This is a genomic window from Alkalihalobacillus sp. CinArs1, assembly GCF_947387515.1.
Lineage (GTDB): Bacteria > Bacillota > Bacilli > Bacillales > Guptibacillaceae > Guptibacillus.
In genome coordinates, this window is record NZ_CANDOB010000002.1 from 1,050,506 (window position 1) to 1,073,280 (window position 22,775).

At 41.2% G+C, this 22,775-nt stretch carries 24 protein-coding genes; 16 read left to right on the forward strand and 8 right to left on the reverse strand.

All coding sequences use genetic code 11. The annotated features are described in order from the left end of the window. Positions 1-58 precede the first annotated feature (58 nt). Both rnjA and PFZ69_RS14135 read right to left on the reverse strand, forming a co-directional pair. Positions 59-1,726, reverse strand: a complete 1,668-nt coding sequence (gene rnjA / locus PFZ69_RS14130; RefSeq protein ID WP_270181712.1) for a ribonuclease J1 — start codon at positions 1,724-1,726, stop codon at positions 59-61. Between the two features lie 3 nt (positions 1,727-1,729). Beyond that, the gene (locus PFZ69_RS14135) at positions 1,730-1,939 is read right to left on the reverse strand and encodes a DNA-dependent RNA polymerase subunit epsilon (RefSeq protein WP_270181713.1); all 210 of its coding nucleotides are present in this window, start codon (positions 1,937-1,939) and stop codon (positions 1,730-1,732) included. Between the two features lie 366 nt (positions 1,940-2,305). Here PFZ69_RS14135 and PFZ69_RS14140 point away from each other — a divergent pair, with 366 nt between their 5' ends. Next, entirely contained in the window at positions 2,306-3,208 is a 903-nt protein-coding gene (locus PFZ69_RS14140) for a DMT family transporter (RefSeq protein ID WP_270181714.1), read from the forward strand. A gap of 20 nt (positions 3,209-3,228) precedes the next feature. Then, positions 3,229-4,002 (forward strand): Cof-type HAD-IIB family hydrolase, encoded by a 774-nt coding sequence (locus PFZ69_RS14145; RefSeq protein WP_270182052.1) that lies wholly within the window; start codon positions 3,229-3,231, stop codon positions 4,000-4,002. A 45-nt stretch (positions 4,003-4,047) separates the two neighbouring features. Here PFZ69_RS14145 and def read toward each other — a convergent pair whose 3' ends face one another. Then, complete coding sequence (gene def, locus PFZ69_RS14150) at positions 4,048-4,587, reverse strand: peptide deformylase (protein ID WP_270181715.1); 540 nt, start codon at positions 4,585-4,587, stop codon at positions 4,048-4,050. A 271-nt stretch (positions 4,588-4,858) separates the two neighbouring features. Between def and PFZ69_RS14155 the strand changes: the two genes are divergently transcribed. The 6 genes from PFZ69_RS14155 to PFZ69_RS14180 all read left to right on the forward strand — a co-directional run bounded on the left by PFZ69_RS14155 (position 4,859) and on the right by PFZ69_RS14180 (position 11,350). After that, positions 4,859-5,512, forward strand: a complete 654-nt coding sequence (locus tag PFZ69_RS14155; protein ID WP_270182053.1) for a YkyA family protein — start codon at positions 4,859-4,861, stop codon at positions 5,510-5,512. A gap of 448 nt (positions 5,513-5,960) precedes the next feature. Beyond that, on the forward strand, positions 5,961-7,043 hold the full coding sequence (gene pdhA / locus PFZ69_RS14160; RefSeq protein WP_270181716.1) for a pyruvate dehydrogenase (acetyl-transferring) E1 component subunit alpha: 1,083 nt from the start codon (positions 5,961-5,963) through the stop codon (positions 7,041-7,043). A gap of 3 nt (positions 7,044-7,046) precedes the next feature. After that, on the forward strand, positions 7,047-8,024 hold the full coding sequence (locus tag PFZ69_RS14165; RefSeq protein WP_270181717.1) for an alpha-ketoacid dehydrogenase subunit beta: 978 nt from the start codon (positions 7,047-7,049) through the stop codon (positions 8,022-8,024). 100 nt (positions 8,025-8,124) lie between these two features. After that, complete coding sequence (locus tag PFZ69_RS14170) at positions 8,125-9,444, forward strand: dihydrolipoamide acetyltransferase family protein (protein WP_270181718.1); 1,320 nt, start codon at positions 8,125-8,127, stop codon at positions 9,442-9,444. A gap of 4 nt (positions 9,445-9,448) precedes the next feature. Then, on the forward strand, positions 9,449-10,858 hold the full coding sequence (gene lpdA, locus PFZ69_RS14175; RefSeq protein ID WP_270181719.1) for a dihydrolipoyl dehydrogenase: 1,410 nt from the start codon (positions 9,449-9,451) through the stop codon (positions 10,856-10,858). A 252-nt stretch (positions 10,859-11,110) separates the two neighbouring features. Then, positions 11,111-11,350, forward strand: a complete 240-nt coding sequence (locus PFZ69_RS14180; RefSeq protein ID WP_270181720.1) for a hypothetical protein — start codon at positions 11,111-11,113, stop codon at positions 11,348-11,350. Between the two features lie 129 nt (positions 11,351-11,479). Here PFZ69_RS14180 and PFZ69_RS14185 read toward each other — a convergent pair whose 3' ends face one another. Continuing rightward, entirely contained in the window at positions 11,480-12,985 is a 1,506-nt protein-coding gene (locus tag PFZ69_RS14185; RefSeq protein ID WP_270181721.1) for a glycine betaine uptake BCCT transporter, read from the reverse strand. A gap of 364 nt (positions 12,986-13,349) precedes the next feature. Between PFZ69_RS14185 and PFZ69_RS14190 the strand changes: the two genes are divergently transcribed. Next, positions 13,350-14,210 (forward strand): polysaccharide deacetylase family protein, encoded by an 861-nt coding sequence (locus PFZ69_RS14190; protein WP_270181722.1) that lies wholly within the window; start codon positions 13,350-13,352, stop codon positions 14,208-14,210. Positions 14,211-14,245: 35 nt separating this feature from the next. Here the strand turns inward: PFZ69_RS14190 and PFZ69_RS14195 are convergent, their stop codons facing one another. Next, positions 14,246-14,620, reverse strand: a complete 375-nt coding sequence (locus tag PFZ69_RS14195; protein WP_270181723.1) for a DUF1885 family protein — start codon at positions 14,618-14,620, stop codon at positions 14,246-14,248. Between the two features lie 227 nt (positions 14,621-14,847). Here PFZ69_RS14195 and PFZ69_RS14200 point away from each other — a divergent pair, with 227 nt between their 5' ends. After that, the gene (locus tag PFZ69_RS14200) at positions 14,848-14,961 is read left to right on the forward strand and encodes a GapA-binding peptide SR1P (protein WP_270181724.1); all 114 of its coding nucleotides are present in this window, start codon (positions 14,848-14,850) and stop codon (positions 14,959-14,961) included. A 37-nt stretch (positions 14,962-14,998) separates the two neighbouring features. Here the strand turns inward: PFZ69_RS14200 and PFZ69_RS14205 are convergent, their stop codons facing one another. Further along, positions 14,999-16,474 (reverse strand): aminotransferase class I/II-fold pyridoxal phosphate-dependent enzyme, encoded by a 1,476-nt coding sequence (locus tag PFZ69_RS14205; RefSeq protein WP_270181725.1) that lies wholly within the window; start codon positions 16,472-16,474, stop codon positions 14,999-15,001. A 205-nt stretch (positions 16,475-16,679) separates the two neighbouring features. On the opposite strand from PFZ69_RS14205, the gene PFZ69_RS14210 reads away from it, so the two are divergent. Both PFZ69_RS14210 and PFZ69_RS14215 read left to right on the forward strand, forming a co-directional pair. Next, positions 16,680-17,657, forward strand: a complete 978-nt coding sequence (locus PFZ69_RS14210) for an NAD(P)H-dependent flavin oxidoreductase (protein WP_270181726.1) — start codon at positions 16,680-16,682, stop codon at positions 17,655-17,657. Continuing rightward, positions 17,654-17,926, forward strand: coding sequence for a UPF0223 family protein (locus PFZ69_RS14215; RefSeq protein ID WP_270181727.1), 273 nt, complete (start codon positions 17,654-17,656; stop codon positions 17,924-17,926). The genes PFZ69_RS14210 and PFZ69_RS14215 overlap by 4 nt, the downstream gene beginning before the upstream one ends. A 10-nt stretch (positions 17,927-17,936) precedes the next feature. Here the strand turns inward: PFZ69_RS14215 and PFZ69_RS14220 are convergent, their stop codons facing one another. Next, positions 17,937-18,578, reverse strand: a complete 642-nt coding sequence (locus tag PFZ69_RS14220) for a YktB family protein (RefSeq protein ID WP_270181728.1) — start codon at positions 18,576-18,578, stop codon at positions 17,937-17,939. Positions 18,579-18,844: 266 nt separating this feature from the next. Between PFZ69_RS14220 and PFZ69_RS14225 the strand changes: the two genes are divergently transcribed. The 3 genes from PFZ69_RS14225 to PFZ69_RS14235 all read left to right on the forward strand — a co-directional run bounded on the left by PFZ69_RS14225 (position 18,845) and on the right by PFZ69_RS14235 (position 20,412). Then, positions 18,845-19,033, forward strand: coding sequence for a hypothetical protein (locus tag PFZ69_RS14225; protein WP_270181729.1), 189 nt, complete (start codon positions 18,845-18,847; stop codon positions 19,031-19,033). An 84-nt stretch (positions 19,034-19,117) separates the two neighbouring features. Next, on the forward strand, positions 19,118-19,957 hold the full coding sequence (locus PFZ69_RS14230; protein WP_270181730.1) for an inositol monophosphatase family protein: 840 nt from the start codon (positions 19,118-19,120) through the stop codon (positions 19,955-19,957). Continuing rightward, positions 19,957-20,412, forward strand: a complete 456-nt coding sequence (locus PFZ69_RS14235; RefSeq protein ID WP_270181731.1) for a GNAT family N-acetyltransferase — start codon at positions 19,957-19,959, stop codon at positions 20,410-20,412. Before PFZ69_RS14230 ends, PFZ69_RS14235 begins: the two co-directional genes overlap by 1 nt. A 145-nt stretch (positions 20,413-20,557) precedes the next feature. Here the strand turns inward: PFZ69_RS14235 and PFZ69_RS14240 are convergent, their stop codons facing one another. After that, positions 20,558-20,731, reverse strand: coding sequence for a DUF5325 family protein (locus PFZ69_RS14240; RefSeq protein ID WP_270181732.1), 174 nt, complete (start codon positions 20,729-20,731; stop codon positions 20,558-20,560). A gap of 148 nt (positions 20,732-20,879) precedes the next feature. Here PFZ69_RS14240 and typA point away from each other — a divergent pair, with 148 nt between their 5' ends. After that, complete coding sequence (gene typA, locus PFZ69_RS14245) at positions 20,880-22,715, forward strand: translational GTPase TypA (protein ID WP_270181733.1); 1,836 nt, start codon at positions 20,880-20,882, stop codon at positions 22,713-22,715. Positions 22,716-22,775 lie beyond the last annotated feature (60 nt).

Genomic DNA, 22,775 nt, shown 5'->3' on the forward strand with positions numbered 1-22,775 from the left:
ACTCGACAATCTAAAAAAGACCGCCTATCGAAGTGATAGGCGGTCTTTAATCATATTTTTAGATCTCCATGATGATCGGTAGGATCATTGGACGACGCTTTGTTTTCTCGTAAAGGAATGGTGCAAGCGTATCAGTGATTTCATTCTTGATCTCAGACCACTGACTCGTACGCTTCTCCATGACGCCATTAAGATGCTTCGATAGAAGATCTTGTGCATCATTGATAAGATCTCCAGATTCTCTCATGTAAACAAAGCCGCGTGAGATGATGTCTGGGCCAGAAAGAATCTTGAATTCCTTCATGTTGATGCTGACAACAACGATAACAAGACCTTCCTCAGAGAGAATCTTGCGGTCACGGAGAACGATGTTACCGATATCTCCGATTCCTTTTCCATCCACGTATACAGAACCTGATGGAATTTTACCGCTGATCGATGCTTCATTTTCGCTTAGAGCTAGCACTTCACCATTGTCCATGATGAATGAGTGGTCTTGTGGAATGCCACAGTCCTGAGCGAGTTTCGTATGCATCTTAAGCATTCTGTATTCACCGTGGATCGGCATAAAGAACTTTGGCTTGATCAGGCGAAGCATCAATTTCTGTTCATCTTGCCCACCGTGTCCGGAAGTATGGATATCACTTAGTTTGTGATGGATAACTTCAGCTCCAGCACGAGACAGCTGGTTAATAATTCTCGAAACGCTTACCTGGTTACCAGGGATCGGCGAAGAGGAGAATACAACTGTATCACCAGGGATGATTTGAATTTGACGGTGCGTACCGTTAGCGATACGAGATAGCGCAGCCATCGGCTCTCCTTGACTTCCTGTACAAAGGATCGTTACTTGATTTTCTGGAAGTCTGTTGATTTGATGCGCATCGATGAACGTATCTTTCGGCGCACGAATGTATCCGAGTTCTTGTCCAATCGTAATGTTCGCTTCCATACTACGTCCAAATACCGCGACCTTACGTCCGTTTTCAACCGCAGCTTCAACAACTTGCTGAAGACGGTGGATGTTTGATGCGAACGTTGCGAAAATAACGCGGCCATCTACTTTTCTAAAAATGTCCTGAATCGTCTCACCGACGCGACTCTCAGACATCGTAAAGCCAGGAACTTCACTGTTTGTTGAGTCAGATAGAAGTGCTAATACGCCTTCTTTCCCGATCTCGGCCATCTTAGTAAGGTTAGCTGGCTCACCTACTGGAGTGAAGTCAAACTTGAAGTCACCTGTATGAACGATGTTTCCAGGTGGTGTCTTAACGACTACTCCAAAGGAATCTGGAATACTGTGCGTTGTTCTGAAGAACGCAACAGATGTTTTTCTAAACTTGATGATGTCATCTTCTGTAATTTCGTTAAGAGACGCTCCTCTTAGAAGGCCGTGTTCTTCAAGTTTGTTTCGGATGAATCCTAGCGCAAGCTTACCTCCAAAGATCGGGACGTTAATCTCACGCAGTAAGTATGGGATACCACCGATATGGTCTTCGTGACCATGTGTGATGAAAAGTCCTTTAATCTTATCTTGGTTTTTCACAAGGTAAGAATAATCAGGAATTACATAATCGATTCCTAGTAACTCTTCTTCAGGGAACTTAACCCCTGCATCGACCAGGATAATTTCATCCTGGAACTGAATACCGTACATGTTTTTGCCGATTTCTCCTAGTCCACCGAGTGCAAAAACGGCTGTTTGATGATTTTTAACAAATTTCATAGTTTATACATTCTCCAATTCAAAGTGCTCTGATTTTTGCTCGAATTCTAGAAATTCATCTTCTACTGTTTGAATGAATTCGATATTGTAGTTGCGTTCCTTTAATTTATAGCGAACTTCCCGTTCAGAATTAGCCTCAACGTACAGGCTGTTTGTTCGCTCTCTTACAGGAACCTCCTTTTTTGTTTCTTGATAGTAAACCTTATAAATCATTCTAAATCTCTCCTTAACCAAGACAATTTGTGTGCATCTCCGTTTATTATATAGGAAATTGGTTTCTTTTTCATGTTTCAAATAGATTTTCCATTATAAAAATAGAGATTTACCGCGCCATGAAAGGAAAAATTCTTATTCTTGTACAGTTGGAGAGTGAGGGAAAAAGAAGGTTTTTAATGATTTTTTGATTTTTCGTTTCATTTTCGTATACATTTGATCCATTCCTTTCCTATTGTTTTAGTGTTGTTATTATTCGTTAATAGTCAAAAAAATAGTTAGGAAACAGATGGAAATGAATCAAGAGACAAGAAGACCCTGTTCATGTAAGATAGAATGATACGAAATGCATGAGGAGGGGAATCCATGAGACTGTTACTCGCCCTGTTATCACTTAGCTTGATCTGGGGGATGTCATTTATGTTTATCAAAATACTCGTTCCAGTGGTTGGACCGATGGGCGTCGTATTTTACAGATGTTTGTTCGGGGCATTGGCGATTTTTATATATCTCATTGTAAAAGGGCGAGTTAGCTACCTATTTAAAAGGCTCCCGTGGGGAAGCTTGATTTTAGTGGGTTTGTTGAACGCACTTATACCTTGGGGGTTGATCGCATTCAGTGAAGAGCGTATCTCTAGCAGTTTAGCAGCTGCCTTAAATGCTACGACTCCTTTATTCACCGGGATTCTAGGAGCATTGTTCTTTTCGAGAGTTCTCAAGCTGAGACAGTGGTCAGGGGTTATTATCGGATTTATCGGTATATTATTTCTTATCGAATTCAATCTCGGTTCATTTTTTAAAGAAGATTGGATTGGGGTCGTACCGATGCTCATTGCAACAGCTTGCTATGGCTTTGCATCACAATTCACTAAGAAAAACCTTTCAGATGTTCCTGTCGATATCTTGGCGATCATGACGCTAGCAGTTGGAACACTAGGTGGATTCATCATGATGTTTGTTTCAGGAGATGTACAATTATTTACGCCGATCATCGAACGTGATATCCTTATATCGCTAATAGGACTTGGGGTGTTTGGATCAGGCATCGCCTATCTTCTCTTCTTTTATATGATTCAAAAGGGGAGTGCAGAGTATGCGACGCTAGTGACATACTTGGTTCCAGTCACGGCGTTGTTCTGGGGTAGTGCATACCTTGATGAGGCGGTTACAGTTACAATGGTCGTTGGACTATTGTTTATCTTTACAGGCGTCTATTTATCAGGACGTACAACAAAAGCAGAGAAAAGACTTTTACAAAAGTCTGCATAGAAGGATAGGTGAGAGAAATGATGAATGATAAGATTGTTTTCTTCGATATAGATGGTACATTGTTAGATCATGATAAAAAAGTTCCAGCTTCGACGAGAGAGGCTCTAAAAGAATTGACAGAGAAAGGTGTAACGGTTGCGATTGCGACAGGAAGAGCACCGTTCATGTTTGCAGATCTTAGAGAAGAGTTAGCTGTCGATTCGTTTATCAGCTTTAATGGACAGTATGTAAAACACAAAGAAGATATCGTTCAAACAAATCCTTTAAGTAGGGAAGAAATCGTTTCGCTTGAGAAAGTAGCGAAAGAAAACGGTCATCCTATGGTGTTTCTAGACCATGAAGCCATGATGAGTAATCACGACAAGCATCCTCATATTATGAAGAGTATGGATGATCTAAAAATGCACTACCCGGGCTTTAATCCTACGTATTACCACGATCGTGATATCTATCAAGCTCTCCTTTTCTGTCAAAGTGAAGAAGAAGCGAACTACCGCGAAACATACGGTAACTTTGATTTTATTCGTTGGCACGACTTTTCGATGGACGTTATTCCTCCAGGAGGTTCAAAAGCAAGAGGAATCGAAGCGATGATTTCACACTTAGGGTTTAAGCGTGAAAACACATTTGCCTTCGGTGATGCTTTGAATGATATCGAAATGCTCAAATACGCAGGAACTGGTATTGCGATGGGTAATGGTTATCAAGAAGCGAAAGAAGCTGCTGACTTCGTGACGGATCCAGTCGATGAAGATGGAATCCGAAATGGATTGATAAAAGCAGGACTGTTGTAACGATGAAATAAAAAGGAATCGCGCACTTGCGCGATTCCTTTTTTATTACCGAAGAGGTGACAGCTCCTGTGCTTCTTCTTCATTTATTCTATCGTAAAACATGATACCATCCAGGTGATCGATTTCGTGTTGCGCGACAATGGCTGGGAGCCCCTTAAGTCTTAATTTAAGTGGGTTGCCATCTGTATCAATTCCTTTTAGGGTTATTCTCGTATACCGAGGTACAGCTCCCGGAATATCTCGATCAACAGAAAGGCATCCTTCACCGCCTTCTAAATAAGTTTTTTCTACAGAATGACTGATGATCTTAGGATTCATAATTCCATAGCTGTATAACGTTCCTCTATGATCTGTAACATGGATGGCGAACATCCTTTTGCTAATGCCGATTTGAGGGGCGGCAATCCCGATACCTGATCGAAGCTCATATTCTAAAGCTGTTTCTGGATCCTGGCTATTGATTAAAAATTGAAGCATATCTTGAAGCGTTTGTTTTTCTGCTTCAGTGGCGGGGAGTTCGATTTCTTCTGCTACTTGTGTAAGGATCGGATCTCCCTCTCTACGTACGTCTTTCATTGTTAACATAAACATTTTCACTCCTATCTTCACGGACTCTCACGTTATAAGTATATTGAAGACACTTACTTATGGGTACCTAGATCATCTAACTATCAGTTTAGCACACCACTCAACGCGATAAAATAAATCGTAACGTTTACGGAATGACCAATAATCTCTTCAGCTTAAATTTGTGATAAAACGACTGTTCTATTGCCTGATAGAATATGGTATAGTAATCAAAGATATGAAATCATTGGTATTAATTGGAGATGTGGGGGGACTATTGTTGTCAAGAGTGAACCGAGTAGGAATCATTTCTCTTTTTTTCTGTTTTCTCATCCTTGTTGGATGTCAGTTCGGTGAGAGTACAGAGGAAAAGATGTATAACCATTTAGAAGAAGCAGTAGCGTTAGAAGATCAATTTAGAGAACAGCAAGAACCATTAGCTAAGGCCGAGAAGAAAGAGCAAGGGCTTTATGATGAAATCGTTGCACTTAGCATGGATGAGTTCGATAAGATCAAATCTCTTTCAGAAGAAGCGGAAGCGCTAACGGAAAAGAGACTAGAATACTTAAACAACGAGAAAGAAAGTATCGATAAGGCTTATGAAGAATTCGAGAATACGAAAGAATTAAGTGAAGACTTAGAAGGTGAAGTTCAAAAAAGCGCAAACACGCTCATCGAAAAGATGGATAAGCGCTATGAAGCGTACCAAACGCTTTATAAAGAATACAAAGCAGCGATCGAATTAGACAAAAAGCTTTATAGTATGCTGCAAGATAAAGAACTTACGCTAGAGCAACTTCAAGAGCAAATCAAAAGCGTGAACGATCAATATACGAAAGTCTCTGAACAGAAAGAAAAGTTTAATACGTACACAACTGAGTTTAATGAAGCAAAAAAAGCTTTCTATAAAGCTGCAGAATTAAATGTTAACTATGGAGAATAATACTAAACCGCTCAAATAATTGAGCGGTTTTTTATTTGATTGTATTAGGAAACAAAATCCCTTTGTATTGATACAGTTTCATATTCATAGTTATAACAGGTTTTCATATAGGAGAGAAAGCTTATTTTTGAAACCTAATAATTGACTATATAGACACTGTATTGTAAACTGAAAAACGAACTTACTCATGAAGAGAAACACTCCCTTATTTTTACTGATACAGTTCACAAAACGCAGTAGTACATAGTACTAGGGATTATTTCTCCAGAAATAAGGGTATGAAATTGAGTGTTGTCTTTAGTGGCACAAATTTTATCGAGACAAACTGTCATTTAATAAAGGCTAAATGGACATGCTAGATATGTCTGAAAACTGAACGACCCACTCACAATTGCATTTGCAATTAAATAATTTATCTCTTTATGAATGAAAGGATGAGGTGAAAGGTATGGGGACAAAAACCCTCGAAAACATTGAAGGCCAATTCGAAATGTTCCAGATCTTAAATGAAAACGGCGAGATCATTAATGAAGAGGCTATGCCAGAACTAACTGATGAGCAGCTTCAAGAACTTATGCGCCGCATGGTTTATACACGTATTCTTGATCAGCGTTCAATTTCTTTGAACCGTCAAGGACGTCTAGGATTCTACGCTCCAACAGCAGGACAAGAAGCTTCTCAGCTTGGAAGCCAATTTGCACTTGATAAAGAGGACTGGATTCTTCCAGGATACCGTGATGTTCCACAGTTAATTTGGCACGGACTTCCTCTATATAAAGCATTCTTATTCTCTCGTGGACACTTTGTAGGAAACCAGGCTGATGGCCTGAACATGCTGAGCCCGCAAATTATTATCGGAGCTCAAATCACTCAGACTGCTGGTGTTGCACTTGGACTTAAGAAAAAAGGTAAGAAAAACGTAGCGATCACTTACACAGGTGACGGCGGTGCGTCTCAAGGTGACTTCTATGAAGGAATGAACTTTGCTGGTGCTTATGGCGCTCCTGCTATCTTTGTTGTTCAAAACAACCGCTTCGCAATTTCAGTACCAGTTGAAAAGCAATCAGCTGCAAAGACGATTGCTCAGAAAGCTGTCGGTGTTGGGATTCATGGCGTACAGGTAGATGGAATGGACGTTCTAGCTGTTTACAAAGCAGTGACTGACGCTCGTGAGCGTGCGATCAACGGTGAAGGTCCAACTCTTATCGAGACAATGACGTACCGTTATGGTCCACATACAATGGCTGGTGATGATCCAACTCGTTACCGTTCAGAAGATCTTGATAGCGAGTGGGAAAAGAAAGATCCAATCGTGCGTTTCCGTAAGTATCTAGAAAGCAAAGATCTATGGAACGAAGAGAAAGAAAATGAAGTTGTTGAGAAAGCGAAGGAAGAAATCAAAGCTGCCATCAAGCAAGCAGACAAAACTCCGAAGCAAAAAGTAACAGATCTTATCGAAATCATGTACGAAGAGCTTCCTCATAACCTTCGCGAGCAATATGAAGAATATAGTGCAAAGGAGTCGAAGTAAGCTATGGCGCAAATGACAATGATTCAAGCAATCACTGATGCGATGCGTATCGAATTAAAGAATGACGAGAACGTACTCGTATTTGGTGAAGACGTAGGTCAAAACGGCGGCGTATTCCGTGCGACAGAAGGACTTCAAAAAGAATTTGGTGAGGATCGTGTATTCGATACTCCACTAGCAGAATCAGGTATTGGCGGTATGTCGATCGGACTTGCACTTACTGGTTTCAGACCTGTACCAGAAATTCAATTCTTCGGTTTCGTTTACGAAGTAATGGATGCAATTTCTGGACAAATGGCTCGTCTACGCTACCGTTCTGGAGGTTCATTCCATGCTCCAATCACCGTTCGTTCTCCATTTGGTGGCGGAGTTAAAACACCTGAACTTCACGCAGATAGCCTTGAAGGACTAATGGCTCAACAGCCTGGTCTTAAAGTTGTTATCCCTTCAAACCCTTACGATGCAAAAGGACTTCTAATTTCTGCGATCCGTGATAACGATCCGGTTATTTTCCTTGAGCATATGAAATTGTATCGTTCTTTCCGTCAAGAAGTACCTGAGGAAGAATATACAATTGAAATTGGTAAGGCTGATGTGAAACGTGAAGGTTCTGATATCACGATCGTAACGTACGGTGCGATGGTACAGGCTTCTCTTAAAGCTGCAGAAGAGCTTGAAAAAGAAGGCATCAACGCTGAAGTAATCGATCTTCGTACAGTTAGCCCGCTAGACATCGACACGATTATCGCATCTGTAGAGAAAACAAACCGTGCGATCGTCGTACAAGAAGCACAAAAACAAGCTGGTATCGCTGCAAATGTCGTGGCTGAAATTAACGACCGCGCGATCCTTAGCCTAGAGGCTCCTGTACTTCGTGTTGCAGCACCTGATACAGTGTTTGCGTTCTCTGCTGCAGAGGATGTATGGCTTCCAGATCATTCAGATATCATTGAAAAAGCAAAACAAGTCGTTAACTTCTAATTTAAGTTAACTTTGATAGAAAATAATGAAGTGAAGTGCATCCGCACTTCGCTTCACACCTTATATAAGCAAATTTTTTACAAATAGGAGGCGAAGTCCTGTGGCATATGAATTCAAAATGCCGGATATCGGTGAAGGTATCCATGAAGGTGAGATCGTAAAGTGGTTCGTTAAAAAAGGTGACGAAGTAAAAGAAGACGATATCCTTGCAGAAGTACAAAATGACAAGGCTGTTGTTGAAATTCCTTCTCCTGTAGACGGAACTGTTAAAGACGTTCACGCTGAAGAAGGAGCAACAGTAGTCGTTGGAGATGTAGTCATCACATTCGATGCAGAAGGCTATGAGGATGATTCCGAAGAAGAAGCTGCTGAAGAGCCTAAAGCTGAAGAAAAAGAAGAGCCTAAAGAAGAAGCTCCGAAAAATGAAAGTTCTGAAGCGAAATCAACACCTTCTGAAGATACAGAAGAAGACGCTGACCCTACTAAGCGTGTGATCGCAATGCCAGCTGTACGTAAGTATGCTCGCGAAAACGGTGTGAAGATTTCTAAGGTATCTGGTTCTGGTAAGAACGGCCGAGTTCTTAAAGAAGATATCGATAACCACTTAAGTGGCGGCGGTCAAGAAGCTGCAGCTCCAGAAGCGAAAGAAGAAACAACAGAAGCGAAGGGTCAAGAGCAAGAGGCAGCAGCAACAACTTCTGCACCTGCAGCATCAGCTCAGCCTGAAACTCGTGAGAAGATGAAAGGTATGCGTAAAGCGATCGCTAAAGCGATGGTAAACTCTAAGCACACTGCTCCTCACGTAACGCATATGGACGAAGTCGTTGTTAGCGATCTTGTAGCTCACCGTAAGAAGTTTAAGCAGTACGCTGCAGACAAAGATGTTAAGTTGACGTATCTTCCATACGTTGTAAAAGCACTTGTTTCAGCTCTTCGTGAGTTCCCAATGCTAAATGCTTCAATTGATGATTCCACTGATGAAATCGTACACAAGCATTACTACAACATCGGAATCGCTGCAAACACAGACGCTGGACTCGTTGTTCCTGTCGTGAAAGATGCAGATCGTAAACCACTCCTTAATGTTTCTGCGGAAATTAATGAGTTGGCTAAAAAAGCTCGTGATGGTAAACTATCAGGGGACGATATGAAAGGTAGCACGTGCACAATTTCTAACTTGGGTTCTGCTGGTGGACAATGGTTCACGCCAATTATCAACAACCCTGACGCTGCTATTCTTGGAATCGGTCGTATTGAAGAGAAACCAGTTGTTATCGATGGTGAAATCGTTGCAGCTCCAGTACTTGCTCTATCAATCAGTTACGACCACAGATTGATCGATGGTGTTACTGCTCAATTGGCACTTAACCACATCAAACGTCTGTTGAACGATCCACAACTCTTAATGATGGAGGCGTAAAATTATGGTAGTAGGAGATTTTCCAATCGAACTAGACACACTTGTAGTAGGAGCCGGACCTGGAGGCTATGTTGCAGCAATTCGTGCTGCACAGCTTGGTCAAAAAGTTGCAATCGCAGACAAGGGTACTCTTGGTGGCGTTTGCCTAAACGTTGGATGTATTCCTTCAAAAGCGCTAATCAATGCTTCACACAAATACGAAGATGCTAAGCATTCCGAAGATATCGGAATCACTTCTGAAAACGTAAAAGTAGACATGAAGAAAGTACAAGAGTGGAAAACTTCAGTTGTTAACAAGCTTACTGGTGGCGTTGAAGGCTTGATGAAAGCGAACAAAGTAGACGTAATCAGTGGAGAAGTTTACTTCGTAGATAAGAACACTGTTCGTATTATGGATGATAAGAACTCTCAAACATACACGTTCAACAACTGTATTATTGCTACAGGTTCTCGTCCGATCGAACTTCCAAGCTTCAAATGGAGCAAACGCGTCATTTCATCAACTGGTGCTCTAGCACTTGATGAAGTACCTAAGAAGATGGTAGTGATCGGTGGAGGTTATATCGGAATCGAACTTGGTTCTGTGTATGCGAACTTCGGTACAGAAGTAACGATCCTTGAAGGTTCTAAGCAAATCCTTCCTACATTCGAAAAGCAGATGAGCACACTTGTTTCTCGTCGCCTTAAGAAGAAAGGTAATGTAGACATCATTACTGAAGCAATGGCTCAAGGCGTTGAAGAAACGGATGAAGGTGTTACAGTTACAGCAGAAATCAAAGGCGAAACGAAGACCTTCGATGCTGACTACGTTCTTGTAACTGTTGGGCGTAAGCCGAACACTGAAGAAATTGGTCTTGAAGAGCTCGGAATCGAAATGACTGAAAAAGGTCTTGTTAAGATCGACAAGCAGTGCCGTACAAACTTCGATAATATCTACGCAATCGGTGATATTGTTGAAGGTCCAGCACTTGCACACAAAGCTTCTTACGAAGGTAAAGTTGCTGCTGAAGCAATTAGTGGCGAAGCTGCTGAAATCGACTACCTTGCAATTCCTGAAGTTGTATTCTGTGAACCAGAACTAGCTTCAGTTGGTTACAAAGAGCAAGAAGCAAAAGATGAAGGCTTCGATGTGAAAGCATCTAAGTTCCCATTCGGCGCTAACGGCCGTGCACTATCTCTAAACGATAGTGAAGGCTTTATGAAGCTTATCACTCGTAAAGAAGATGGTCTTGTAATCGGTGCACAAATTGCTGGTCCTAATGCTTCTGACATGATCGCAGAGCTTGGCCTTGCAATCGAAGCTGGAATGACAGCTGAAGATATCGCTCTTACAATCCATGCTCACCCAACTCTTGGTGAAATTACTATGGAAGCTGCTGAGGTAGCGATTGGTACACCAATTCACATCGCATAATAGATAGAACATAAACCCTGGTGAGTTCACCAGGGTTTTTAATTCGTTTCAAATTGATTTATCCTTAAAATAAGCATCCTGGAACGGAAATCTCACTGTTCCATTAGTAGATAGTTATAAACGCTTTCTTGATTATTTCAAAAGCCCTAGTGAATTCGCAGGGCTTTTTTGTAGTAAATATAAGAGTACTGCGTGTACTATAAGAATACCGCTTGTACGAAGGGCATATAGCTAAAGTGGAGGTGAGTGGACTTGGGAAGAATGTTGTTTGTGCTATTATTTCACGTAGCTTCTTGGAGTGCTTTAGTCGTCATTCTGCACCTATCATCCCAAGATCGACTTTTCTTTAAAGGGATCATGGTCCTCATGTTTTTATATTTTATCATTACATATACAGTTAGAATGATTCCCGAAGTGAAAACGGTAGCTCTCATCACGCTCGCCTCAACATTGTTGTTTGCCATTATGGAAATGGTTTATCACACCGTCTAGTTTTTTCAATCCTAGCATGATAATGATTGGAGAATCTCTAAATCATACTATCTCTAAACATCGTTTTTAGTATAAAAAAAGAGTACGGATCCTTCTAGGATCCGTACTCTTTTAAGTTTTTAGATGATGTTATTCATCTTTTTTTGGTGCGCGAGCTGGAAGTTTTTCTTCCTTAAATGCTTTCAATAGTGATATGATCATCCCGATAATGATGATAGCAAATGGGAATGCAGCAATGATGGATGCTGTTTGAAGAGCACCTAGTCCACCTGACCACAGCAATACTGCCGCAGCGGACGACTGGATGACACCCCATGTAAGCTTAACACCAGTTGAAGGGTTCAAGCTGCCGTTTGTTGTTTGCATACCAAGAACGAACGTAGCAGAGTCTGCAGATGTAATGAAGAACGTACTGATAAGCAAAATAGCGATGATCGACATAAATGTACCGAGTGGGAACTGCTCAAGTACAGCGAATAATGCAACTTCCATACCCTGATCACTAATAATGTCGTAAACGCCTGTTCCTGCCATATCCAGTGAGATGGCAGAACCGCCGAATACTGAGAACCAAAGGCCACCGAAAATCGTCGGTACAAGAAGTACACCTAATACAAATTCACGAATGGTTCTACCTTTGGAAACACGTGCAATAAACGTACCAACAAATGGAGCCCATGCAATCCACCATGCCCAATAGAAGATCGTCCAGCTTTGAATCCAAGAAGATCCTTCAAATGGACGCATGCGCAAGCTCATACTTGGTAGGTTTTGAATATAGGAACCTAACGTTGAAGTGAACAAGTCCATAATAAAGTTTGTTGGTCCTGCAAATAGCAAAAAGAACATTAGCAGTATGGCAAGGACAATGTTCGTATTACTCAAATATTTAATGCCTCGAGATATACCAGTTGTTGCCGAAATCATATAAAGCACTGTGACGATTAGAATAATCATCAATTGCGTCATAAATGAGTTCTCAATGTCGGTTAAATACGAAATTCCTCCGCCAATTTGAGATGCCCCGAAACCTAATGACGTCGCTACACCAAATACTGTAGCGAAAACTGCGATTACATCGATTAGCTTTCCAAGCGGACCGTATACACGGTCACCGAGTAATGGATGGAATACAGCACTTACAACCCCTGGTGCTCCTCTTCTGAACTTAAAGTAGGCAAGAGCAAGAGCAACTACTGTGTAAATCCCCCATGGGTGTAAGCCCCAGTGGAAGAAGCTATACTGGAATGCAAGTCTTGCTGCTTCATCAGACTCAGGTGATGCGCCAGCTGGCGGTGTATAGTAGTGAAACATTGGTTCAGCTACACCCCAGAATACTAGACCGATACCCATTCCTGCAGAGAACAACATGGCGAACCATGTAATCGTACTGTACTCTGGTCGGTCAGTATCTTTACCTAGACGAATTCTACCGAATTTAGAAAAGATAAGATAGATCGCAAAGATAAGAAATGCAGAAGCTGCTAGTAGATAGAACCATCCAAACTTCACCTGTAGAAAGGTTTGAAGTGAGGATGTAGAAGAATCGAGAGACTCTGGAGCGAACGTACCCCATATAATGAAGATAAGGGTCAAAGCTGCAGAGATCATAAATACTCTCGTAAGCTTACTCATTGTAAATCACACCTTTCAATCAACACTTTTAAATTGTTATTCAAACATGGAAATCTACCGGGTAATGTAAAAGAAAATAAAAACTATGTGTACTAAATGTTGCCCCCGGGATGAAAAAAATATTCGAACGTTAGCCACGACACCTGATTTTGCCTCGCCAATTTACCGTACAGAAAAAGGCACGTTCTCTAGTATATGGGTTGATTTTTTGCTTGTAAAGTATTTTGGCATGGCAGAAAATTAGTCAGAATAATGATTGAATTAGCAAAAAGGAACGATTGGTTAAATGTGACATTCTTCTCTTTCTACTTCCTATACATTCGTTTATGATAGATAAAGACTAGGTGAAGGGGAGAGGGAGAGAATGAGGAAAGCTATTCAAATCTTATCGGTTCTTGTGTTGGTTCTTCTTGCTGCATGTTCCACCGATGCAAATTCTAATGCTGAGGAGACTGCAGAAAATAAAGACAAAGAAGTTGCAACCGAGGAAGATGCAAAACAAACAGAAGGAAATGAAGTAGAAGAAGATAAAGACGAAAAAAATGAAGAAGCAAAAGAAGATGAGCCCGTTGTAGAGGAGGAAGTTGTAAAGAAGTATAAATTAAACACAGCTTTCTGGGGCTTTGAACCAATTAATGATGCGCCATCAGAAGCTGTTCTTCTAACGATCGACGATGCACCTGACAAGCATGCACTCGACATGGCAAAGACGTTGAAGGAACTCGAGGCACCTGCTATCTTTTTTGTGAATGGTCATTTTATGGATACTGAAGAAGAAAAGGCGATTGTAAAAGAAATTCATGAAATGGGATTTGAAATTGGAAATCACACGATGAGTCATGCAGATTTAAAGTCATTATCAGAAGAAAAACAGCGTGAGGAAATCGTGAAACTTAGTGATATGATCGAAGAAGTAATCGGAGAGCGTCCAACGTTTTTCAGAGCACCATTCGGTTCCAACACGGACTTTTCAAAAGCATTAGTGAAGGAAGAGGGAATGCTCTTGATGAACTGGACATATGGATATGATTGGAATAAAGAATATCAAAATAAAGAAGGTATTACAGATATCATGGTAAATACGCCTCTTCTTCAAGACGGCGCTAACCTGTTGATGCACGATCGTGAGTGGACTGCTGCAGGTCTAGCTGATATCGTAAAAGGATTAAGAGACAAAGGGTATAGCATGATCGATCCAGAAACCATCGATATTGAACTAAACTAAATAGAGCATAAAAAATAACCAGCCACTCCGGCTGGTTATTTTTTTGTGGTATACATCGTCCTGCCATTAAATAACGTCAGGTCACCGTTCATTTTTTTTGCGAGGAATTTACATAGTTCGTTTGCTTTAGCTTTATCTCCATGTGTCGCATAGTCTGGTAGAACGATCTGAAGGGCGTCTTCTGTTAAACCGATAACGATTCCACGGTATTCTTCCGATGTACCTTTTAAATAAAACCAATTCTCATCATGACCCATTATGTTATACGGAAATGCGGAAGTTCCATAATCCCAAGAAAGCTGTTTCCCTGTTTTTTCGGTGATCTCCTTATAATAGATTAGAAACGATTTCACTACATTTAAGTCAAGATCCTCCTTAGATTTAGGAGCAACATAGGCACTTTGCGGCAAACGTAATTCCTCCTCTCATATAAATATAGTGTACCTGCCAAATCGTTTTCTGACAATTATTACATAGCTAACATATGTAAATTGTATGCGCCTAATATCACTAAAAATTGGAACAAACTTTCTTAATGTGATATACAATATAGTATTGACAAAACAATTGTGACACACTATTATGGAGATAAGCAAAACGGAAGCGTTTTCAAAACTTACTTTGAGGGGTGTTAGATATGGGAATTATCATATGCCAAACGTGTGAAAAAACAATCGATCATGTAATTGAAGATAAAGTGAGTACTTTGTATAGCAGATGTCCAGAATGCAATAAGAAAGACCGCAAATAAGAAATAAAAGAAGAGGTGGCATTCGCCACCTCTTCTTTTATTTGATTGCTTTGTATTCTTTTATCACTCGTAATGTTTTTAATTCATCATCTTCAGGGCCTTGAACTGGTAAGCCAGCTTCAATATTTTCTTCTATATACGTTAGGTTTTCTTCAGTAATAATTTCCCCCGGAATGTAGATTGGAATACCAGGGGGATACACCATAATAAATTCAGCGATGACCCTGCCTGCTGATTCTTTGATCGGGACGACCTCTGTGTCAGCGTAGAACGCATCACGAGGGGATACGGCTAATACTGGTATATCAGGAACATGAACGGCAACTACCTCAGGATTAGAGCCTATTGCTTCTTGAAATGCTTCCACCATATCTTTTAAAGCATAAACAAGTGCAGAAGTTGTTTCTTCGTTGTCTCCTGGGGTAACGATACACAGTATGTTGTATAAATCAGAGAGTTCTACTTCAAGGTTCGCTTCTTTTCGTAACCAGATTTCAGCTTCGTACCCAGTGATTCCAAGGTCATGGACAGAGATGATCAGCTTAGTCGGGTCGTAATCATACGTTGCATTCGTCCCGATGATCTCTTTTCCAACACAGTAAAGCGGTGTGATTTCATTGATCTGCTTACGCGTTTTTTCAGCCAGTTCAATTGCTTGATCGATGAGCTCATACCCATCAGTAACTAATCGCTTACGTGCAACGTCGAGTGATGCGAGTAAGAGGTAAGATGTTGAAGTAGTCGTAAGCATGCTGATGATCGTCTGCACACGCTTAGCTGATACTAATCCCTCTTTTACGTTTAACACAGAGCTTTGCGTCATAGATCCGCCTAACTTATGGACACTAGTGGCTGCCATGTCTGCACCAGCTTGCATTGCAGATAAAGGCAGGCGATCATGGAAGTGAATGTGTACCCCGTGCGCTTCATCCACAAGGACAGGTACGTCATAGCTGTGTGCGATCGAAACGATCTCCTCAAGGTTCGCAGAAATACCAAAGTAGGTAGGATTTATAACCAGCACACCTTTTGCATCCGGATGCTGAGCCAATGCTTTCTTTACAGCGTCAGGAGTAATGCCATGGGAGATCCCTAACTTAGGATCGATTTCCGGATGGATAAACACTGGTGTAGCTCCAGAAAAAATAATTGCTGACATAACGGATTTATGCACGTTTCTTGGGACGATAATTTTCTCACCTGGTGAACAAACAGACATGACCATCGTCATGATTGCGCCGCTCGTTCCTTGAACAGAAAAGAATGTAGCGTCCGCACCGAATGCTTCAGCAGCAAGCTCTTGAGCTTCTTTAATCATACCGTGCGGGTGATGGAGGTCATCTAAAGGACCGATGTTGATCAAATCGATCGAAAGCGCGTTATCGCCAATAAACGATCTGAATTCAGGATCCATTCCGGTTCCTTTTTTATGACCGGGTATGTGAAATTGAATCGGGTTTTTTTGGGCGTGTTTTAATAAACCAGTAAATAATGGTGTTTCGTTTTGTTGCAAAGCAAGCACCTCTTTATCTATACTCTATAAGGAATCCTTGAGAAAAACAGACAAGGATTTCTAACTAATAATGCCATAAACAAACTGAGTATAATCACATCACTCGATATTTGCAAGTTTTATTTTAAGTAGGTATCCTCCCCCTCTAGTAATTAAAGGGTTTTAAGCTACATTCTAGAACAAAGTAGAAAAGGAGGAGATCATCATGAAGTGGAATACTCGTATAACGAATTTACTAGGAATCGAAAGACCGATCGTTCAGGGAGGTCTTGCGTATTTAGCGTATCATGAACTTGCTTCAGCAGTAAGTAATGCGGGTGGTCTTGGACAGCTTACCGCGATGTCCATGGATACTCCGGAACTATTAAGGAAGGAAATCAACCTCACGAAACGAAAAACCTCAAAGCCTTTCGGCGTTAATTTTGCGATCGGACAGCATGGTAGACCGTTTGAACATATGGTTGAGGCTGCACTTGATGAAGGTGTCGATATCATTTCAGTTACGGGAGGGAATCCTAAACCAGTGTTCGATATGGTCAGAGGAACGAATACGAAGGTCCTCGTATTGACAGCTGGTAAAAGGCAAGCTGTAAAAGCTGAAGAATTGGGTGCAGATGCTGTTATGGTAGTTGGACAAGAAGGTGGAGGTCATCTAGGAAAAGACGATACCAGCACGATGGTTCTTGTTCCTCAGGTTGTAGAGGCTTTAACGATTCCCGTGATTGCTTCAGGAGGAATTGGAGATGGAAGGGGACTGATGGCCGCGCTGTCTTTAGGTGCAGAAGGCATCGAGATGGGAACGAGATTTATTGCAACAAAAGAATGTACACATGCGCATAAAGCATATAAGGATAGAATCATATCGAGTAAAGAAACAGATACTGTTATTATTAAGAGAAGCCTCGGTGCGCCTGCAAGAGTGATTAGGAATCAATTTGCAGATCGAATCCAAGAAATCGAGACAAGGCAAGAAGGCTATGAAAGTTTGAAAGATTACATAAGCGGTGAAGCGAATAAGCGTTTTATTTATGAAGGTAAAGACGAAGATGGATTTGCCTGGGCAGGGCAAGTAATCGGATCGATTCACGATGTGCCGACAGTTGCTGAGCTATTTGATCGATTTGACGAAGAGGCGAGTAAAGTGGTTGAAAAATGGAGTGAACAGAAAGGGGTCATCACATGAACGTAGAATATCCGATTTCAATCGATTGGAGTAAAGAGGAAGTCATCAAGGTCGTACAATTTTTTCAAACCATTGAGAAAGCATACGAGAGGGGGGTTAGTAAAGGAGAGGTACTCAGTACCTATTCAGATTTTAAGGAAGTTGTTCCTTCTAAATCTGAAGAGAAGCAGATGTTTAAGCAGTTTGATAAGGATACAGGTTATTCAACATACCATACCGTTAAGGAAGCAAGAGAAACTGAGCGGGAGAAGGTCATGATGAATAAGTAAAGGAGGGGGATCACCCCTCCTTTGTTATTTCTTCTTTCATCGAAAGGTGGTAGATCGGCACGAGTGTCTCGAACGTGTTTTTAACGGTCTCAATGAACGTTTCACCATCTTGTAGAAGGGGATCATCACTCTTAAAGTGTCTTCCTACTAAGAATTCACCTTTCTTCACGTCTCTAAATCGAGTTAGCACCTCTTCAAGGTCTACTTCTTGAATAGACTTGCTAGCGGATTTCTTCGTATGATCCGTCGATACCATATAAGAAGATGGAATCGTCTCTTTCAATCGGTCAATGTTCGAAAGCATCATAGATGCCATGTCTTTTTTGCCAGGAAGCTCATAAATATAAGCTAACCACACAAATACATGGTCGTCGAAAAGGCCGATTTGAAAGTGTGGGTGTTTCTTATAGCCACGGTTGTTATGAGCGAAAGCCATCCAAGTGTCAGCCGGTGGATTTTTTGTTCTTCTTAAGTGTCTGGCAATATGCAGATACATTTCATTTCCTACAAGTGCTTCAAGGTCACGTTTCACTTCTTTACTAATTTCCTCGAATTTAGGCTGAATGCGTTGTTGGATCGCTTCCATCCGAGGTTCGAGACCTTCGATATCAAACGTTTTAAAATCAGTTGATGTAAAACCGTTAAATGACATAATTTCCTCCAATAAGTCAATTTTTTATGAAAATAGTGTACCATAAAACGACAAAGTGTATGAAGTTTGACGAACGATGCGCACTTAAAGGTTTGAAAGATAGGTGAAAGAGGAAAAATACTAGTAAATAAAGAGGTTGCATACTTAGCCTTCGAGGCATAAGATAAAGTAAGCTGAAAGCAGAAAAGTCAGAATATTCAGTCTTGTACCCTTGAGAGCCACAGACTACTGCTTTGATGAAAACTATGAGAGGGGTGTAGGTTACCATGAAACAAGTGATTCAGTCTTTGCAGAGAAACGAGGCAGAGAAGCGCATTCCGGTTTTGAAAATGGAAATTGATTATGAGTTGGCAACACTACACGATGCGATGATTGCAAGTGACAAGGACGGAATTCTCAAGTGCAAAGTAAAGCTAGAAGAATTGAGGAAAGAAATGATTCGACTCGAAGCATAAGGAGGCGAACCTTGCAAAAAGGTTCGTTTTTTCTTTTTTTCCTGTCATAATAAGAAGTAGACAAAGCTAAAAGGAGTTCGAGTCATGACAAAGCAGACTAACATGGAGAACATTTATCAAGATGCAAAGAAATGGATTCGTGAAGCTGGTCGAGAAATTGTTGCTTCTTTTAAGACTTCCTTCAACATTCATACAAAAAGCAACCCGAACGACCTGGTTACGGATATCGATAAACAAACAGAAAAATTTTTTATAGAAAAAATCAACAACCACTATCCTAATCATCGCATTATGGGAGAAGAAGGCTTTGGGGATGAGATTGAAGATGTAAAAGGAGTGATATGGTTCCTTGATCCCATCGACGGTACGATGAATTTCGTTCACCAACAAACCAACTTTGCAATATCGATTGGAATTTATGAGGACGGAATAGGAAAGGTAGCATTAATATACGATGTGACGAAGGACGAGCTCTATCATTGTAAAAAAGGAGAAGGGTTGTTTATTAATGACCAGAAGCAAAGTCCCCTTAAGCCAGTGAACTTATCTGAGTCTCTTCTCGCAATTAATGCAACATGGGTGACTGAGAACCATCGAATCGATCCGAGAACGTTCTCACCTCTCTTAAAGAAGATCAGAGGAACGAGATCGTATGGAAGCGCAGCGATCGAAATGGCTTATGTAGCGGCAGGCAGATTGGATGGGTATGTTTCATTAAGGCTGGCTCCTTGGGATTTTGCTGCAGGAAAAATCCTTATTGAAGAAGTTGGTGGCATCTGCACGACAGTCGATAACCAACCGATCGATATCCTTAAGAAAACCACGCTTTTCGTCGGGAACGAATCATTTCATCGACAGGTTCAAGAACACTATATTCAGCCTGCGATCGATCAAAACTATTATTTAAAGAAACCTTCAACATAATGTTGACGAAGCAAGCATTTGACGATGGACAGGCAGCGCTGCTTCATCATTGGACAAAGGATGATACGTCATGGTTGGTAACTGAAATAGGGAGGCAACCTACAAAGGAAGAGTTAGTTTCTTACATTCAAACATATGTAGGTATCGGCTGTGAATGGACGAAATGGATGCACAACGATGAGCCTGTAGCGATAAGCTGTGTACACCCGAGTGCTAGTTCAAACATGAAACCTTGGATTGGAACGATTGTGGTTAAGCCAGGCTGCAGAAAACAAGGGTTTGGAAGAGCGGTAATCGAAGCCCATAGGAAAACGATGCAAAACGTAATCTTTGCTGGTCTTCCATATGAGCACATCGAATGGAGTCTCTTTCTTTCAAAATGCGGATTTGAACAATATGGGATAGAAGAAGAGGACGGAAAGAAGTACTTGATTATGGTTATTCCTGATTCATAGGAAAAAGAAATGTAACTGGGCGTTCGAAGCTCGGGCATTCGTCCGCAGGAAAGCTAGAGGGATTCAAACTTCTGAGGCATAGGGATCACGATAGGTTTGTTTTTTCACCAAACTAAAAGAGTTGTCGAAGTGACAACTCTTTTTTCTATTGCTCCGCTTTTCGTTTGATACGGAAGCCCATTCCCATAAAAAATCCTACACCTACAAAAGACAGCAGTATTCCGATCACGCTTTGTTCTGCTATTGAAACGCCAATTGCGCACATGCTAATCACGGCTAAAATGGCCATTAATAGTAATAGAAAGTTATGCTTATTCATTCGGACGCCTCCTTAATACTTATAGTGTACAATAAAGAGTAGATTCCTGAAAGGACATAAATTTCTCCTAACGCCATTACTGTGTTATAATGGACTAGTTATTGAGATTATCGTCATGGATAGGACGAGAATACGAGGAGAGAGTTTAATGCAAATTAGAGAAGATATTCGTAACATCGCGATTATCGCTCACGTTGACCACGGTAAAACGACACTAGTTGATCAAATGTTACATCAATCTGGTACATTTCGTGACAATGAGCAAGTAAATGAGCGTGCGATGGACTCGAATGACCTTGAAAGAGAACGCGGGATTACAATCCTAGCTAAAAATACTGCAATCAATTATGAAGATAAGCGAATCAACATCATGGATACTCCTGGACACGCAGACTTCGGTGGTGAAGTAGAGCGTATCATGAAGATGGTAGATGGTGTTCTACTCGTTGTTGATGCTTATGAAGGCTGTATGCCTCAAACACGTTTCGTGCTTAAGAAAGCACTCGAGCAAAAACTTACGCCAATCGTTGTGTTGAACAAGATCGACCGCCCAGCTGCTAGACCAGAAGAGGTTGTTGATGAAGTGATCGACCTATTTATCGATCTTGGCGCAGATGAAGATCAGCTTGATTTCCCTGTTGTATATGCTTCTGCAATCAACGGAACAGCAAGTTTAGATGCTGATAAGCAAGATGACAACATGAAAGTTCTAATGGATACAATCATTGATAACATCCCAGGACCTGTCGACAATAGTGACGAACCTCTTCAGTTCCAAATCACTTTGCTTGATTACAACGACTACCTTGGTCGTATTGGTATCGGTCGTATCTTCAGAGGAACGATGAAAGTTGGACAGCAGGTCGCATTGATGAAAATCGATGGAACTGTGAAACAATTCCGTGTAACCAAGCTATTTGGTTTCATTGGACTGAAGCGAGTAGAAATTGAAGAAGCAAAAGCTGGAGACCTTGTGGCGGTTTCAGGAATGGAAGAGATCAACGTAGGTGAAACGGTTTGTCCATATGACCACCAAGATCAACTTCCTATTCTTCGTATTGACGAGCCTACTCTTCAAATGACGTTCCTTGTAAACAACAGTCCTTTCGCTGGTAAAGAAGGTAAGTATATTACAAGTCGTAAAATCGAAGAGCGTCTGAGAGCACAGCTAGAAACAGACGTAAGTCTTCGTGTTGAAAATACAGATTCTCCAGATGAGTGGATCGTGTCAGGGCGCGGTGAGCTTCACCTTTCGATTTTGATTGAAAACATGCGTCGTGAAGGGTACGAGCTACAGGTTTCTAAGCCAGAAGTAATTGTTCGTGAAGTCGATGGTGTTCCAAGTGAGCCAGTTGAACGCGTTCAAATCGACGTTCCTGAGGACTACACTGGAGCTGTCATGGAGTCTCTTGGTGAGCGTAAAGGTGAAATGGTTAACATGGTGAACAACGGAGCAGGCCAAGTCCGTCTAGAATTCATGGTACCTGCTCGTGGACTGATCGGTTATACAACTGAATTCCTTACGCAAACTCGCGGTTATGGGATTTTGAACCACACGTTTGAATCTTATATGCCTCTTATTAGCGGCCGTGTTGGTGGACGCCGTCAGGGTGTTCTCGTATCGATGGAAAAAGGAAAAGCTTCTGAATACGGAATTATGGGTGTAGAAGATCGTGGTACGATTTTCGTTGAACCTGGTACTGAAGTTTATGAAGGTATGATTGTTGGTGAGCACACTCGTGAGAACGACATCACTGTAAACATCGTAAAGGTAAAACAGATGACAAACATGCGTTCAGCAAACAAAGACCAAACGGTTTCAATGAAGAAGCCTCGTGTATTGACTCTTGAAGAAGCTCTTGAGTATCTAAATGAGGATGAGTATTGCGAGATCACACCAGATTCTATCCGTCTTCGTAAAAAGATCCTTGATAAGAATGAACGCGAAAGAGTAGCTAAAAAGAAAAAATTAGCCCAACAATAAGGGTGTCTAGTGCGATTCAAAAGGGGCATCCCTTTTGAATCGTTTTTTTATGGAGATGTT

Bases quoted from the DNA above. Each gene is read 5' to 3' on its own strand.
- PFZ69_RS14235 (WP_270181731.1), top strand. From the start codon at position 19,957: ATGTTGACGAAGCAAGCATTTGACGATGGACAGGCAGCGCTGCTTCAT.
- PFZ69_RS14220 (WP_270181728.1), bottom strand. From the start codon at position 18,578: ATGTCATTTAACGGTTTTACATCAACTGATTTTAAAACGTTTGATATC.
- PFZ69_RS14135 (WP_270181713.1), bottom strand. From the start codon at position 1,939: ATGATTTATAAGGTTTACTATCAAGAAACAAAAAAGGAGGTTCCTGTA.
- PFZ69_RS14140 (WP_270181714.1), top strand. From the start codon at position 2,306: ATGAGACTGTTACTCGCCCTGTTATCACTTAGCTTGATCTGGGGGATG.
- PFZ69_RS14240 (WP_270181732.1), bottom strand. From the start codon at position 20,731: ATGAATAAGCATAACTTTCTATTACTATTAATGGCCATTTTAGCCGTG.
- lpdA (WP_270181719.1), top strand. From the start codon at position 9,449: ATGGTAGTAGGAGATTTTCCAATCGAACTAGACACACTTGTAGTAGGA.
- def (WP_270181715.1), bottom strand. From the start codon at position 4,587: ATGTTAACAATGAAAGACGTACGTAGAGAGGGAGATCCGATCCTTACA.
- PFZ69_RS14225 (WP_270181729.1), top strand. From the start codon at position 18,845: ATGAAACAAGTGATTCAGTCTTTGCAGAGAAACGAGGCAGAGAAGCGC.
- PFZ69_RS14230 (WP_270181730.1), top strand. From the start codon at position 19,118: ATGACAAAGCAGACTAACATGGAGAACATTTATCAAGATGCAAAGAAA.
- PFZ69_RS14210 (WP_270181726.1), top strand. From the start codon at position 16,680: ATGAAGTGGAATACTCGTATAACGAATTTACTAGGAATCGAAAGACCG.
- PFZ69_RS14185 (WP_270181721.1), bottom strand. From the start codon at position 12,985: ATGAGTAAGCTTACGAGAGTATTTATGATCTCTGCAGCTTTGACCCTT.
- PFZ69_RS14165 (WP_270181717.1), top strand. From the start codon at position 7,047: ATGGCGCAAATGACAATGATTCAAGCAATCACTGATGCGATGCGTATC.
- PFZ69_RS14145 (WP_270182052.1), top strand. From the start codon at position 3,229: ATGAATGATAAGATTGTTTTCTTCGATATAGATGGTACATTGTTAGAT.
- PFZ69_RS14190 (WP_270181722.1), top strand. From the start codon at position 13,350: ATGAGGAAAGCTATTCAAATCTTATCGGTTCTTGTGTTGGTTCTTCTT.
- pdhA (WP_270181716.1), top strand. From the start codon at position 5,961: ATGGGGACAAAAACCCTCGAAAACATTGAAGGCCAATTCGAAATGTTC.
- rnjA (WP_270181712.1), bottom strand. From the start codon at position 1,726: ATGAAATTTGTTAAAAATCATCAAACAGCCGTTTTTGCACTCGGTGGA.
- typA (WP_270181733.1), top strand. From the start codon at position 20,880: ATGCAAATTAGAGAAGATATTCGTAACATCGCGATTATCGCTCACGTT.
- PFZ69_RS14200 (WP_270181724.1), top strand. From the start codon at position 14,848: ATGGGAATTATCATATGCCAAACGTGTGAAAAAACAATCGATCATGTA.
- PFZ69_RS14215 (WP_270181727.1), top strand. From the start codon at position 17,654: ATGAACGTAGAATATCCGATTTCAATCGATTGGAGTAAAGAGGAAGTC.